This is a genomic window from Hamadaea flava (genome assembly GCF_024172085.1).
In the GTDB taxonomy this organism is placed as follows: domain Bacteria; phylum Actinomycetota; class Actinomycetes; order Mycobacteriales; family Micromonosporaceae; genus Hamadaea; species Hamadaea flava.
In genome coordinates this window covers 8,143,433-8,158,563 of record NZ_JAMZDZ010000001.1, presented here as the reverse complement: position 1 = coordinate 8,158,563, position 15,131 = coordinate 8,143,433, and the positions used below count along the sequence as shown (strand labels likewise).

Here is a 15,131-nt window from a genome sequence, read left to right as displayed (position 1 = left end):
CGTCAGCGCTCGCACGGCAGCTCCACCCGCAGCAGGGTCGGGCCACCGGCCGGGCTGGCCAGCAGCAGCCGCCCGCCGACGGTGGCCGCGCGGTCGGCCAGCCCGGTCAGGCCGGTGCCCCGGTCCGGGTCGGCTCCGCCGGTCCCGTCGTCGGAGACCTCCACCACGAGGCGGCCGCCGTGCACCGACGCCGCCACCACCCCGGCCGACGCGCCGCTGTGCCGTGCCAGGTTCGTCAACGCCTCCGACACCGCGAAGTACGCCGTGATCTCCACCGGGGCGGGCAACCGCCCATCCAGCCGAAGCTGCAGGTCGACCGGGACAGGCGAGCGCCCCGCCACGTCGCGCAACGCGGCGGCCAGCCCGCGGTCGCTGAGGATCTGCGGATGCACGCCCCGGATCAGCTCGCGCAGCTCGGCCTGGGCCTGGGCGGTCTGCTCCCGGGCCTGATCGAGCAGGGCGGCAGCCGGATGGTCGTCGGCGAGCCGCAAGCGGGTCAGACCGAGCGTCATGCTCAGCGCGACGAGTCGTTGCTGCGCGCCGTCGTGCAGGTCGCGTTCGATGCGCCGCCGTTCGGAGTCGAATGCGTCGACGAGGCGTACGCGCGATCGCATCACCTCGACGAGTTCATCGGCCAGGTCGGGGTCGGCCGGGGCCAGCACCGCGCGGGCGATCGCCGCCCGGGCCCCGGCCCAGGCCGTGATCGGGTACGCCGTCAGCGGCAGCAGGATCAGCCCGGCGACGAACAGGACCGTCCGCATCGCCGGGGCAGCCGACAGCTCGGCTGACGCGTCCGAGGGCTGGAGCGGGGCCGACAGCAGCAGCAACGGCGGGAACAGCGACAGCCCGATGACGGCCAGGTCGAGGCACCAGGCGACGCAGGCGCCGAGGACGGCGTACCCGAGCTCGCGCCACAGACCGGGCTCGGCGAGCCGGAGCGGCGGCCGGGCGGGCAGCGGCCGGGCGTCGACCAGGCGCAACCGCCACCGCTCGAACCCGGCCAGCACCGGACCGGCGGCCGCCACGATCACCAGCGCCACCAACAGCAGGCCGACCAGCGCGGTCAACTCCGGCCGCAGCAGCTCGATGCCGGCCAGCAGCGCCAGCGGCAGGGCGGCCGGGACGAGCCCGGTCAGCAGGTAGGCCAGCGATCGCCAGGGCCAGACCGAGCGCGCCAGTCGCCACGGCGGCGAGGCGGCGGCGGCCAGGGCGGTGCGAGGGTTCACGGCACGAACCCTAACCTGCGTAAACACCGGGCACAGTAGTGCTGGGTGTAGTCCTGATCCTCGCTCACGCACCAGTGCGCCGAACACCCCGCGCACGGTGGAGTGTGGTCATGACATCCACGGTGACGGTCCGCTTGACGGCGGTCCGCAAGACGTATGGAACCGGCTCCGCCACGGTGACGGCGCTCGACGGGGTGAGCGCCGAGTTCACGGCGGGCAGCTTCACCGCCGTCATGGGCGCCTCCGGTTCGGGCAAGTCGACGCTGCTGCACTGTGCCGCCGGCCTCGACACCGCCGACAGCGGCACGATCACCGTCGGCGACACCGAGCTGGCCGGGCTGTCCGAACACGCCCGTACGCTGCTGCGGCGCGACCGGATCGGGTTCGTGTTCCAGGCGTACAACCTGGTCGGCGCGCTGACCGCCGCGCAGAACGTGGGGCTGCCGCACCGGCTGGCCCGGCACGCCCTCGACCCGGCCGAGGTGACCCGCGCGCTCACCGAAGTGGGGCTGGCCGACCGGGCCGGGCACTATCCGGCCCAGCTCTCCGGCGGTGAGCAGCAGCGGGTGGCGCTGGCCCGGGCCCTGATCACCCGCCCGGCCGTCCTGTACGCCGACGAACCGACCGGCGCGCTGGACAGCGTCAGCTCCGGCGTCGTCCTGGCCGCGCTGCGACGCCTGGTCGACACCCACGATCAGACGGTCGTGATGGTGACCCACGATCCGGTCGCGGCGGCGGCCGCCGATCGCGTCCTCGTGCTGGCCGACGGGCGGCTCGTCGACGAGATCACCGGCTCCGGTCCCGCGCAGATCGCGGCCCGGCTCGTCCAGGGGGCGGTGCGGGCATGATCGCGCTGGCCTCATTGCGGCAGCGGTGGCGCAGCCTGCTCGGCACCGTGCTCACTCTCACCATCGCCGTCGCCGTGCTCACGATCTGCGGGCTGCTGCTCGCCTCGGCTCACCCCGTCTCGCCCGGCCGGTACGCAGCCGCACCCGTGCTCGTACGCCCGATCCCGCCGGCCGATCCGGAGGCGTTCACCGAGTCGCGGCCATGGTCCGCCGAGGACGCCGACGCGTTGGCCGCCCGGTTGAGCCGGATCGACGGCGTACGCACCACCATCGCCGAGCATCGGTTCTACGCCCAACTGATGCAGAACGGAGTGCCGACCGGCGACGCCCAAGACGCGTCCGGCTGGTCGGCCGCCGCCCTCGGCGGGTACGCCCTCCGCGAAGGACGCGCCCCCGCCGGCTCGGCCGAGGCCGTCGTGGACAGCGGGCTCGGGATCGCGCCCGGGTCGGCGGTGACTCTCCTGACCGCCCGAGGTCCGGAGACGTTCACCGTTTCGGGGACGGCCGACGGCCCAGGGCTCTGGGTGAGCGACGAACTGGCCCGCGACCGGGCAAGCGGCGTACGCCTCATCGGCCTGCTCACCACGAAAGCCGTCGACCTCGAAGCAGTGGCGGCGCTGGTCGGCGGGGACGGTCAGGTGCTGCACGGCGACGGGCGGGCCGCCGTGGAACCGCCTGCCGACGCGCGTACGCGCTGGATCGGTCTGCAGGTCCTGCTGGCCGTCTCGGTGTTGGCGGCCTTCGTCTCCGTGTTCATCGTCGCGTCCGCGTTCGCCTTCGCGACCCGTCGCCGGCATCGGGAACTCGCCCTGCTCCGGCTGCTGGGCGCACTGCCCCGGCAGGTCCGCCGGATGATCCGCGCTGAGGTGCTGCTCCTCGGACTCGCCGGTGGGCTGGCCGGCGTACCGGTGGGGCTGGCGGTGACAGCCCCGGTCGCGCGATGGCTGGTGCGTACCGGGTTCGAGCCGCCGACGTTCACGGTCGCGTACCGGCTGTGGGTTCCGCTCGCGGCGCTCGCTGCCGGAGTACTGGTCGCGCTGGCCGGAGCGGTCGCCGCCGCGTGGCGGGCGGCCCGGGTCAGCCCGCTCGACGCGCTGCGTGAGTCCGCATTGGACGATCGGCCGATGAGCCGCTTGCGGTGGCTGGCCGGACTGGCCGCACTCGCCGTCGCGGTGCTCTTCGGTGTCGCCGCCACCGGCGCGTCCGGGCCCGATCTCGGCTCCTACGCCTTGTACGCGGCGATGGCGTTGACGACGGCGGGCAGCCTGCTCGCTCCGGCGATCCTGCCGCCCGCCGTCCGGCTGCTGACCGCCCCGTTCGCGCGGGGCCGGGGCGCGACAGCGCTCCTGGTCCGCCAGCACACCCGCACCGCCGCTCGGCGTACCGCCTCGACGGCCGCGCCGATCCTGCTCTGCGTGGCCTTCGCCGTGCTGGTCGGCGGCATGGTGAAGACCTCCACCGCCGCCTACGGCATCGGGCGGGTCACCGACGCCGGAGCGGCCGCCGTCGTGGTGCCCGCCGGCACGCCGGGTCTGTCCGATGCCGCCGTCACCGCGGCCGGTGGACTGTCCACATTGCCCACCTTCTTGTACGCCGGGCCGGAGCCGTTGCCCGCAGCGGGGATCAGCCCTGCCGAGGACACGCTGTTCACCGTCGGAACGGGCGACCTGCCCGCGATCCATCGACCGGCGGCCGGCGAGGCATCCCTCGTGGCAGCGATCACGACCGCGTTCGCCGACCAGGAAGGGTGGACGCTCGGCGGCTCGTATCCGGTGACCGCCACGGACGGGCGGCGGTATTCGGTGCTGGTGGCGGCGGTGCTGAGTGACGGCCCGACTCCGGCGGGCATCCTGCTCGATCGGACCGTCGTCCGGGTGCTGGACCCGTCGGCGTTGACGACCGCCGTCTTCCGGAATCAGGTCGGCAGTGAGCTGGGCGGGCTCGGCGCGCGGGAACTCACCGGGTCGGCGTACGCGCGCGCCGACGCTGACGAGGACGACCGGTTGGTGTGGGTGTTCACGGTGATCCTGATCGGCGTCTCGGCCGGCTTCGGGCTGCTCGCGGTGGTCAACACCATGATCATGGCGAGCGCGGCCCGGGCGGCGGATCTGCGCCTGCTGCGGCTGTCCGGCGCGACCCGGACCCAGGTGCTCGGGATGCTGAGCGCCGAGACGTCGGCCGTCGTGCTCGTGGGCGGCGGGCTCGGCCTCGGCGTCGCCCTGGCCGCGTTGGCGGCGCTGGCCCGAGGGCTGTCGGCCCAGATCGGCGCCCCGGTGCCGATGACGATCCCGTGGGGCACGCTGGCCGCGACCGTCGGGGCATGCCTGGTCCTCGCGGTGTTCTCCGCCGGGCTGCCGGCCCTGTCGCGCCGCCCGGCCTAGTACGCCGGAGATGGCGGGCCGGCGAAGGTTCGCCATCCCCGGGCCGGCTCGCCGTCCGTGGCGCGCCATCCCCGGCTCGGCGCGGGATGGGCGGCCTGCCGTCCCCCGGGCCGCCATCCCCGGCTCGGATGCGCGAACGGCGACCCGGCCAGACCCGGCCTAGACTGCCCGTCGTGACACATCCCGACGCTGACCAGATCGTCACCGAGGCATGGGCGCGGATCGAGGCCGCCCTGGCTCGCGTACTGCCGGAGACGGTGCCGACGCTGCGGCCGCCCGCGACCGAGGCGGAGATCGACGCGGTCGAGGCGGCCCTGGGACTGCCGCTGCCGCCCGACTTCCGGGCGAGCCTGCGCGTCCACGACGGGACCGAGTGGGCCAAGCCCAGCGCCGTCCCGCTCGACCTGCTCTACCCGGCGGCCGAGATCGTCGAGGCGACTCGGATGTGGCGCGACGGCTCCGACGACGATCCGCTCTGGACCGACCCCGGCGTGCTGGCGTACCAGATCGATGACAAGTCGATCCGGGTGAGCGGGCCGGTGCGGCCGACCTTGACCGCCGAGAGCCGGGTGCCCGTCGGGACCATGAACGGCGACGTGTGGTGGCTGCTCGACCTCGACCCGCCCCAGGGCGGCACGCCTGGTCAGGTGTTCCGCGTCGACCCGGAGTGCACCACGTGGGACGTGCTCGCTCCCTCGTGGACGGAACTGCTCCTGCGGTACGCCGACGACCTCGAGCGGTACGCGGCCGACCCGGCGACCTCGACCCTCGACATCGACGAGTACGCCGGACCCGCCTGCGAATGGGGCGAGCGGACCGATGCGGTGGGCATCCGGCCGGAGTGGCTGCGCGACGTCGCCGCGCGTGATCCATACGACGATTAGCGCGCGCCTTCCGAGGGCATATCCCCCGTACCGGGAGCACTCAGGAAGGAGCACTTCATGGGAACCGTGGACAACGCCAAGCACAAGGCCGAAGAGCTGATCGGCAAGGCCAAGGAGAAGGTCGGCGACGCGACCGACAACCACAGCCTCCAAGCCGAGGGCCTGGCCGAGCAGGCCAAGGCGAAGCTCGGCCAGGCCGGTGACGACATTCGCGACACCCTGCGCGGCCGCGATGGCGACCGAGCGGACGAGAACCAGGCCGACGAGGACCGTTCGGCGAGGTAACCCCAGCCCCCACGACTGACGGCGGTGGACCCCGAGACCCGGGGTCCACCGCCTTTGTCGTGCGCGTGTTTCGGGCTGTTGACGCCCCGATGGCGCTTCGGTAACCTCTCGCCTCAATCAGTGCAATATTTCGACAACTCAATGTTCGAACCGTGACAGCTGTGCCGCAAGACCGGCACAGTGGAGGGACACTGATGAGACGACTTCTCCGCAGCTTGGCGACAACGATCGTCGCCACGCTCGCCCTGGCCACCGTGAGCTGGACGCCGGCCGCGCAGGCCGCCGGCGGCCCGAACCTCTCGCTCGGCAAGACCGCATCCGCGAGCAGCGCCAACGGCGCGTACGCGGCCGGCAACCTCAACGACGGCAACGCGGCCAGCTACTGGGAGAGCAACGGCGCCTTCCCGCAATGGGCCCAGCTCGACCTCGGCAGTGTCACGAGCATCGACCAGGTCGTCCTCAAGCTACCCGCCGGCTGGGGCGCACGCTCCCAGACCTTGGCCGTGCAGGGCAGCACCAACGGAACGAGCTTCGCCGACATCAAGCCGTCGGCGGCGTACGCCTTCGACCCGGCGAGCGGCAACACGGTGACGGTCGGCTTCTCCGTGGCGTCGACCCGCTACGTCCGCGTCGTCATCACGGCCAACACCGGATGGGCCGCCGCGCAACTGTCCGAACTGGAGGTCTACGGAACCTCGACCTCGGCGGCCAACCTGGCTCAGGGCCGGCCCACCACCGAGAGCGGCCACGCCGACGTCTACGGCTCCGGCAACGTCGTCGACGGCAACCCGGCCACCTACTGGGAGAGCGCGAACAACGCCTTCCCGCAGTGGGCCGGTGTCGACCTCGGCTCGGCCGTCTCGGTCGGCAAGGTCGTGCTGAAGCTGCCACCGACCTGGGGTACGCGTACGCAGACGCTGTCGATCGAGACGAGCACGGACGGCACCGCCTACAGCACCGCGAAGGCGTCGGCGGCGTACGCCTTCGACCCGTCGGTGGCCGCCAACTCGGTGACCATCAGCTTCACCGCGACGTCGGCCCGCTACGTCCGGGTGCGGATCACCGCGAACACCGGCTGGCCCGCCGGGCAACTGTCGGAGCTGGAGGTCTACAGCGCGGGTGTGGTCGACGACGCGCCGCCGACCGTGCCGGGCACGCTGTCCTACACGCAGTCCGGCACGACGATCACCCTGGCCTGGGGCGCATCCACCGACATCGGCAGCGGCCTGGCCGGGTACGACGTCTTCCGCGACGGCAGCCTCGCCGCCACCGTCGGACAGGTCACGACCTGGCAGGACACCCAGCCGACCACAGCCACCGTCGCCTACTACGTACGCGCGCGCGACAACGCCGGGAACATCTCGGCCAACAGCAACACCGTCACGCGTACAGGGACCAGCCCGGACGCCACCCCGCCGACGGTCCCCGGCGCGCTGGCGTACGCCGAGTCGGGTACGACGATCACGCTGACCTGGGGCGCGTCCACCGACTCCGGCGGCAGCGGCTTGGCCGGGTACACCGTGTATCGGGGCGGCTCCGCCATCGCCACCCTCGGCACGGTGCTGACCTATCAGGACACTCAGCCGACCACCGCCACGGTGTCGTATTACGTACGCGCCCGCGATGGTGCCGGTAACTTGTCCGGCAACAGCAACACGGTCACGCGTACCGGGCATCAGCCGCCGGCGTGCTCGAACGTCGCACTGAACAAGCCGGTGACCGCGACCGGTTCGGTCTTCACGTTCACCCCGGACAAGGCCACCGACGGCAACGTCACGACCTACTGGGAGGGCTCGGCGTCCTACCCGCAGGATCTGACCGTCGCGCTGGGCGCCAACCACGCCGTCTCGTCGGTCACGGTCAAGCTCAACCCGGACTCGGCCTGGGGTACGCGCTCCCAGACGTTCCAGGTGTTCGGCCGCGATCAGGCGTCGACCACCTACACGTCGCTGGTCGCTGCGGCGGCGTACAACTTCGTGCAAGGCGTGAACAGCGTGACCGTGCCGGTGACCGCGACCACCGCGGACCTCCGGCTGCGCTTCACCGCGAACACCGGGGCGGCGTCTGGCCAGGTCGCGGAGCTGGAGGTGTGCGGCACGGCCGCGCCGAACCCGGACCTGACGGTGTCGAACCTGGCCTGGGGCCCCGCGTCGCCGGACGAGACGAGCAGCGTGAGCCTGTCGGCGACGGTGACCAACGCCGGTGACCTGGCCTCAGCCGCTACGACGCTGGCCTTCGCCCTCAACGGTACGCAGAAGGCGACGGTCACCGTTCCGGCTATCGGTGCCGGCGGTTCCGCACCGGTCAGCGTCAGCGTCGGCACCCTGGCGATGGGCACGTACGCCGTCAGCGCCACGGTCGATCCGGCGAACACGGTGTTCGAGAAGAACGAGGGCAACAACAGCGCCGCCAACGCGACCAGCATGGTGGTGGCCCAGGCGCCCGGCCCGGACCTGCAAGTGCTGGGGATCGCGCCGAATCCGGCGAACCCGGCGGCCGGGCAAGCGGTCTCCTTCACCGTCACGCTGAAGAACCGCGGCACCACCGCGACCGGCGTCACGAGCGTGACCCGGCTGAGCGTCGCCGGGACGACGCTGAACACGAACACCGCGTCGGTCGGCGCGGGCGCGACCGTCGCCGTGCCGGTGACCGGCACCTGGACGGCGACCGCGGGCGGCGCGACGATCACGGCGACCGCGGACGCCACCGGCGTGGTGACCGAGACGAACGAGACCAACAACTCGTTCTCCCAGGCCATCGTGGTCGGCCGGGGCGCGGCCGTGCCCTACGCCGAGTACGAGGCCGAATCGGCGTCCTACTCGGGCACCCTCCTGACGGCCGATCCGCTGCGGACCTTCGGGCACACCAACTTCGCCACCGAGTCCTCCGGCCGGCAGTCGGTACGCCTGGACAACGCGGGCCAGTACGTCGAGTTCACCGCCACGAACCAGGCGAACTCGATCGTCGTCCGCAACTCGATCCCGGACGCTCCGAGCGGCGGCGGCATCGACCGGACGCTCAGCCTCTACATCAACGGAGCCTTCGCTCAGAAGATCACCCTCTCGTCCCGCAACAGCTGGCTCTACGGCACCACCGACGACACCGAGAGCCTGTCGAACTCGCCGCAGGCCAACGCCCGCCGGTTGTTCGACGAGTCGCACGCGCTGCTGTCGGCGAGCTACCCGCCGGGGACGAAGTTCCGGCTCCAGCGGGACTCCGGTGACACCGCGACCTTCTACATCGTCGACTTCATCGACCTCGAGCAGGTCGCGCCGGAGCTGGCCAAGCCGGCCGAGTGCACCTCGATCACCCAGTACGGCGCGATCCCCGACGACGGGCTCGACGACACCAGCGCGATCCAGCGAGCGGTGACCGACGACGAGAACGGCGTGATCAGCTGCGTGTGGATCCCGGCCGGGCAATGGCGGCAGGAGCAGAAGATCCTGTCCCCCGACCCGACCCGCAACCAGTACAACCAGAAGGGCATCCGCAACGCGGTGATCAAGGGCGCGGGCATGTGGTACACCACGCTCTACACGAACACCGAACCGCAGAACGTGGTCGGCAACATCAACCACCCGCACGAGGGCAACGTCGGCTTCGACATCGACGACAACGTGCAGCTGTCCGACCTGGCGATCTTCGGGATGACGACGAACCGGGCCAACCGCGGCCACGGCCTCAACGGCCGATTCGGCAAGAACACCAAGGTCGCCAACCTCTGGATCGAGCACGTCAACGTCGGCGCCTGGGTCGGCCGCGACTACTCCGACACCCCGGCGTACTGGAACCCCGGTGACGGGCTCCAGTTCAGCGGGATGCGCATCCGTGACACGTACGCCGACGGGATCAACTTCTCCAACGGCACCCGCAACTCGACGGTGTTCAACTCGTCGTTCCGCACCACCGGCGACGACTCCCTGGCGGTCTGGGCCAACCCGTACGTCAAGGACCAGTCGGTCGACATCGGCCACGACAACCACTTCACCAACAACACGATCCAGCTGCCCTGGCGAGCCAACGGCGCGGCGATCTACGGCGGCTACGGCAACACCATCGAGAACAACCTGATCTTCGACACCATGAACTATCCGGGAATCATGCTGGCGACCGACCACAGCCCGCTGCCGTTCTCGGGGACGACGACCGTCGCCAACAACGCCCTCTACCGGGCGGGCGGCGTGTTCTGGGGCGAGGCGCAGGAATTCGGCGCGATCACCCTGTTCGCGTCGACCACCGACATCGTCGGAGTGACCATCCGCGACACCGAGATCTACGACTCGACGTACGACGGGATCCAGTTCAAGACGGGCGGCGGCAGCATGCCTAACGTGAAGATCACCAACGTACGCGTACAGGGGTCGGTCAACGGCGCCGGAATCCTCGCGATGAGCGGGGCACGCGGCAACGCGGTGCTCAGCAACGTCACCTGCGCCGGCAACGCCGACGGCAACATCGTCATCCAGCCGGGATCGCAGTTCCAGATCACCGGGAGCTGACGGTCCGTTTCCCGGGGCGTCCCGCCTGCCAGCGGGGCGCCCCTATTCCCTGCGGATCACGGTTACGCAGGCCGAAACCGCTGGCGGAAGCCTGCGTAACCGTGATCTGCATCTGTCAAAGCGTCAGTACGCGTACAGCTCGATGCCGGCCTCGGTTTCGACGACCAGCCGACCCGGCGCGGTCGCCAACCAACTGGGGTTCATGGCGATCGTGCCCAGCGACGTCGCCCGCGCAGCGACCGGGTCGAACAGCGTCAACGCCGTCTGCTCCCAGCGTCCTTGGTCGGTGGTCCGGCGGTCCACCAGTAGCACCTGGCCCGTGCCGGTCGGCACCGGCCAAGCCGTTCGCTGACCCTGCGGCGCGATCTGGCGCAGTGCCGAGTCGAAGAGACCTCCACTCGACAGCAGCACGTACGGACCGGCCGTGTTGATGAACGTGTCCCGGTCGAGCGCCACGCGGTTCACTGTGTTCCCCGCGTGGATCGCGACCAGCTCGTACGGATTGCGGCCGCGTTCCTCCACCGGATTGCCGCCGTCGATCAGGCACATGGCGTCCCCGCCGCAGGGCGTCAGATCCCACAACCTGCTCGTCTCCTTCGTGCCCTGGGCAACCGGGTTCGCGGTGTAGCTGACGATCGGGCCGATTCCGTTGTCCCACAACGGAAATGTCGTCAACTGCGTGGCCGTCCGGAGATACAGCCGGCCGCCGTAGGCCAGATAGTCGGTCGACTTCGAGTAGGGCACCGATTTCCAGCCTTCGGTCCACTGGCCATTCGTCAGCGAGTACCTCCGTAGTTCCCCGGACGGGCTCAACCGGAGCACCGACGTCAAGGCGGTGGCGTCGTACTGGGAATCGCCGAAGCCTGAGTAGCCGTCCTCCCGCGTGACCACTTCACCGATCGTCCGTGAGCCGTCGCCGGGCAACGTCCAGCGCACCGTTCCCGTGCGCCAGTTCAATGCGGTCAGCTTGCCGCTGTTCACCTCACCGACGAGTGCGACCTCACGGGCCGTGCCCATCGGAGCTTCGCCGAGCCCGGGGCCATTGCCGTCGGGATCTGCGAACTCTCGCTGCCACCACAGCTCGCCGGTATCGGGATCGAGGACGTTCATCTGGTTGCTGATCACGCCGTTCTCGTCGTCGGCGATCGCCGCGTCGTACACCACGACGAACCCGTCTGACGCCACCACGCCGCCGATCGAGTCGTGCCGGCCCGGCACCTGCTGCTGCCACACGCGCCGTCCGGTCGCGCTGTCCAGAGCTGTCACCGTCAAGGCGTGCGCGTCGGCCACCGCCACGAAGAACCGTCCCCCGGACACGGTCGCCTCCACCGCGGCCTGCCTCGACCCCGGCAGCGGCTCGCCGAGCCGCCGCAAGGTGTGGGCGGTGGTGCTAGGACTCGGGTTCAGCGGCTGGTCGTGACGCGTACTGCGGACGACGGCCACCGCGAGGGTCACGACCGCGATCACGGCCAAGCCTGCGGCGGTCACCGTCGCGATCGCCTTGGTACGCCGTCGGCGGCGGCCGGCCCCGGCGATCTGCCCGGCGTCGCGCAGGCCGGCGGCGTCGGCCTCCTCCCGGAGGCTGTCGGCCAGCCCCGCCCGCCCTCGGGACAGCCATGACTTCACGGTGCCTTCGCTGACCCCGGTCTCGGCGGCGATCTGGGCGACCGACAGGTCGAGCAGGTAGTGCAACGCCAACGCCTGTCGCTGCGCCGGGGGCAGTTGCTTGAGCGCCGTGGTGAGCAGGACCGTGTCCTCCGACGGGGCGGGCAGCGGCAGCATCGGCTCCAGCCGGATACGGCGGCGTACGCCGAGATGACGCCACCAGTCCTGGACGAGCCGGTTGACGACGACGCGCAGCCACGCCTCGGCGTCGTCGTATCCGCTGACCTGCCGCCAGCGCTGCCAGGCCCGGGTGTACGCCTCCTGCGTCACGTCCTGGGCCTGCTGCAGGTTCCCGGTCAGCCCGTACGCGTACCGCAGGGTCCGGCGCGATGTCGACTGGTAGAAGTCCCCGAAGTCCATACCAACACGACACGCCCCAGACCCTGATCCGGTTGCACCGCGTACGCAATCCCCGGACAGCACACTGTGGGCATGCCGCCTTCCGCCGACCTCACCCGCAGCCCGGCCCGGCACGAGGTCGAGCCGCTGGAGTTGTTCTTCGACCTCGTCTACGTCTTCGCCATCGGGCAGCTGTCCCACCAACTGCTCGAGCATCCGACGTGGAGCGGCGCGGCCCAGACGCTAGTGCTGTACCTGGCCGTGTTCAGCGCCTGGATGTACACCGCCTGGGCGGGGTCGATGCTGGTCACCGACCATCCGCGGACCCGGCGAATGCTGCTGCTGGTGATGCTCGGCGGGCTGTTCATGAACGCGGCCATCCCCCGGGCGTTCGACGACGCCGGTTGGGTCTTCGTCGTCACCTATCTGGCGATTCAGCTGGGCCGGGGCGGCTGGCTGCTGACTGTCGGGATCGGCCCGGTCAACCAGGACCACATGACCCGGTCGCTGATCTGGACCGTGGCGACCACGCCACTCTGGCTGGCCGGGGCGGCCGTCGCCGGGCATGCCCGGTTGGGCTGGTGGGCCGCGGCAGCTCTGATCGACGTCGTGGGCGTGTGGCTGGCGCATCCGCTGCCGCGGCGTACGCTGCACTCGCGGCGGGTCACGTTCGCGGGTCGGCACCTGCTCGAACGCTGCCGCCTGTTCACCCTGATCGCCCTGGGCGAAGCGGTGCTCACCACGGGGATCGCTCTCGCCGATGCGCCGATCGCGCTGATGACGCTGATTTCCGGCACCGTCGCGCTGGCCGGCACGGTCGCGTTGTTCTGGATCTACTTTCGCCGGTCGGAGCGCATCGTGCAGCGGCACCTCGACCGCACCGACGATCCGATCCGAGCCGGACGCAGTGCCGTCTACGGGCTCATGATCGGCGTCGCCGGGCTGGTCGTGACGGCGGTCGGCGACGCACGGGTCATCGCCGACCCGCATCAGACCGCGGGACTCACCACGAACCTGCTGCTCTTCGGCGGCCCGGCTCTCTACATCGCCCCGATGACCTGGTACTTCGCGACGGTGATCGGCAGCGTGCGGATCTCCCGGCTGCTCACCTTGGGTGCCCTCGCGACCGGCTGCGTCGCGACGCTCGCCGTGCCGGCGTACTGGGCGGCGATCTCCGCGGCGGCGATCGTCGTCGGACTCGCCCTGTATGACAGCCTCAGCGTCGACGCCGGTGAGCCGGCGGGATCTGTTCCCTAATCGTCGGGAGCGGCCAGCCCGTGCCGGTACGCGTACCGCACCGCCTGCGCCCGGTCGGTCACCCCGATCTTGGCGAAGAGCCGGTTGATGTGCGACTTCACCGTCGCCTCGGTGACGAAGAGCCGGGCGGCGATCTCCCGGTTCGCCAGGCCGGCCGCGATGAGCGTCAGCACTTCCGCCTCCCGGGCGCTCAGCCCGTCGGGCAGCTCCCCCGCGTACGCCGCCGGCCCGTCTCCGGCCGCGGCGAGCAGCTTGCGGCTGACCTCGGAATCGAGGACGGACGTGCCCTCGGCGGCGGCCCGGATCGCCTGCGCTATCTGGTTTCGGGTGGCGTCCTTGGTGAGATATCCGGTGGCCCCGGCCCGCAGCCCGGCGAGCACGTCGGCGTCGTCGGAGTAGGTGGTCAGCACCACGACTCGGGTCGCCGGATGCTCTTGCCGCAGGCGGGCGGTGGCGGTGACCCCGTCGGTGCCCGGCATCCGCAGATCCATCAGGACGACGTCGGCTCCGTACTCGGCGACCAGCCGGACCGCCTCGGCGCCGTCGGCGGCGGTGCCGACCACCTCGAAGTCGTCGAACAGGTCGAGCATCAGGGCGAGTGCTTCCCGGATCGTCGTCTGGTCGTCGGCCACCACCACCTTGATCACAGGGGAATCCTGACATCGACCGCCCAGCCGCCGTCGCGCGGACCCGCCGTGCAGGTGCCGCCCAGCAACTCGGCCCGTTCCCGCAGCCCGGTCAGGCCGTAGCCGCCGCCGGTCGTGGCCAGTTGTCCGGTGGGCCGGCCCGCCCCGGCGTCGGTCACGGTCACCTCGACCTGCCGCGCCGAGTAGGTCAGCTGGACGGTCACGGTCGCGCCGGGGGCGTACTTGCGGGTGTTGGTCAGTGACTCCTGCACGGTGCGGTAGAGCGCGAGCGACACCTGCGGGACCAGCGGAACCTCGTCACCGTCCACTCGTACCGTCACGGGAGCTTCGTACGCGGCCGCGAGATCGCGTACCAGTTGGGAAAGCGGGACCGTGTCACCGCGCAGCACGCCGATCGCGCGGCGGGTCTCGGCGAGACCGTCGCGGGCCAGCCGCCCGGCCTTGCCGATGGCCTCCCGAGCCTGCTCCGCGCGGCCGTGTTCGAGCAGCGCGTCGGCAGATTCGAGTTGCACACTGAGCGCGCCGAGCGAGTGGGCGAGCACGTCGTGGACCTCGCGGGCCAGTTGGGCGCGTTGGGCCAGCGCCTCGGCCCGCGCCTGTTCGGCCTGGGCCAATTGGCGCTGTTCGCGCAGTTGGTCGCTCTGCCGCCGGGCGAGCCCGGCCAGCTCGCAGATGGCGAGGATGCCGAGTCCGCCGGTCAGCAGGATGGACTCGCGCCCGGTGAGCAGGCACGCCACGGCGAAGAGGACAGCGAGGCCCACGGTGACCATCAGCGAGTACGCGGGCCGCAGCCGGCGGGCGGAGCGGATCGCCGCCACGACCACGAACGAGAACGCCACCCCGTTCGGCGTCGCCGCCAGGACCACGCCGCCGAGCCCGACCGCGGCCAGACCGGCGAACAGCCATCGTTCGCTGTCCGGCCGGACCAGCCAGGCGAGCCAGCCGAGCACCACCACGACGAGAACGGCAGCGGTCAAGGGCACCCGGCCCGCCGGCGCGTTGCTGACGGAGCCCGCGGTGAGCAGGCCCATGATGACCAGGCCGCGGAGGGTCGTGAACCACCGCGGTCCCTGGGCGTACCGCCAGTCCATGATCATTGT

At 71.2% G+C, this 15,131-nt stretch carries 10 protein-coding genes; 6 read left to right on the top strand and 4 right to left on the bottom strand.

Going from position 1 to position 15,131, the window contains the following annotated elements; all coding sequences use genetic code 11:
• Nucleotides 1–2 precede the first annotated feature (2 nt).
• Complete coding sequence (locus tag HDA40_RS38085) at nucleotides 3–1,226, bottom strand: sensor histidine kinase (RefSeq protein WP_253762868.1); 1,224 nt, start codon at nucleotides 1,224–1,226, stop codon at nucleotides 3–5.
• Between the two features lie 110 nt (nucleotides 1,227–1,336).
• On the opposite strand from HDA40_RS38085, the gene HDA40_RS38080 reads away from it, so the two are divergent.
• The 5 genes from HDA40_RS38080 (at nucleotide 1,337) to HDA40_RS38060 (ending at nucleotide 10,123) form a co-directional block, all read left to right on the top strand.
• A complete protein-coding gene (locus tag HDA40_RS38080) occupies nucleotides 1,337–2,074 on the top strand; it encodes an ABC transporter ATP-binding protein (protein WP_253762867.1) in 738 nt (245 codons plus the stop codon).
• The gene (locus tag HDA40_RS38075) at nucleotides 2,071–4,455 is read left to right on the top strand and encodes an ABC transporter permease (RefSeq protein ID WP_253762866.1); all 2,385 of its coding nucleotides are present in this window, start codon (nucleotides 2,071–2,073) and stop codon (nucleotides 4,453–4,455) included. The genes HDA40_RS38080 and HDA40_RS38075 overlap by 4 nt, the downstream gene beginning before the upstream one ends.
• A gap of 173 nt (nucleotides 4,456–4,628) precedes the next feature.
• On the top strand, nucleotides 4,629–5,339 hold the full coding sequence (locus HDA40_RS38070; protein WP_253762865.1) for an SMI1/KNR4 family protein: 711 nt from the start codon (nucleotides 4,629–4,631) through the stop codon (nucleotides 5,337–5,339).
• A 57-nt stretch (nucleotides 5,340–5,396) separates the two neighbouring features.
• The gene (locus tag HDA40_RS38065) at nucleotides 5,397–5,624 is read left to right on the top strand and encodes a CsbD family protein (RefSeq protein WP_253762863.1); all 228 of its coding nucleotides are present in this window, start codon (nucleotides 5,397–5,399) and stop codon (nucleotides 5,622–5,624) included.
• 194 nt (nucleotides 5,625–5,818) lie between these two features.
• Nucleotides 5,819–10,123, top strand: a complete 4,305-nt coding sequence (locus tag HDA40_RS38060; RefSeq protein WP_253762861.1) for a galactose-binding domain-containing protein — start codon at nucleotides 5,819–5,821, stop codon at nucleotides 10,121–10,123.
• A 123-nt stretch (nucleotides 10,124–10,246) separates the two neighbouring features.
• On the opposite strand, the gene HDA40_RS38055 is transcribed toward HDA40_RS38060, so the two are convergent.
• The gene (locus tag HDA40_RS38055) at nucleotides 10,247–12,148 is read right to left on the bottom strand and encodes a sigma-70 family RNA polymerase sigma factor (protein ID WP_308197807.1); all 1,902 of its coding nucleotides are present in this window, start codon (nucleotides 12,146–12,148) and stop codon (nucleotides 10,247–10,249) included.
• 72 nt (nucleotides 12,149–12,220) lie between these two features.
• Between HDA40_RS38055 and HDA40_RS38045 the strand changes: the two genes are divergently transcribed.
• Complete coding sequence (locus HDA40_RS38045) at nucleotides 12,221–13,384, top strand: low temperature requirement protein A (RefSeq protein ID WP_253762859.1); 1,164 nt, start codon at nucleotides 12,221–12,223, stop codon at nucleotides 13,382–13,384.
• Here HDA40_RS38045 and HDA40_RS38040 read toward each other — a convergent pair.
• Both HDA40_RS38040 and HDA40_RS38035 read right to left on the bottom strand, forming a co-directional pair.
• Entirely contained in the window at nucleotides 13,381–14,031 is a 651-nt protein-coding gene (locus HDA40_RS38040; protein ID WP_253762857.1) for a response regulator transcription factor, read from the bottom strand. The two genes, HDA40_RS38045 and HDA40_RS38040, sit on opposite strands and share 4 nt — an antisense overlap.
• Nucleotides 14,028–15,128: a sensor histidine kinase gene (locus HDA40_RS38035; protein ID WP_253762855.1), complete on the bottom strand. Its 1,101-nt coding sequence runs from the start codon at nucleotides 15,126–15,128 to the stop codon at nucleotides 14,028–14,030. The genes HDA40_RS38040 and HDA40_RS38035 overlap by 4 nt, the downstream gene beginning before the upstream one ends.
• Between the last annotated feature and the right edge of the window lie 3 nt (nucleotides 15,129–15,131).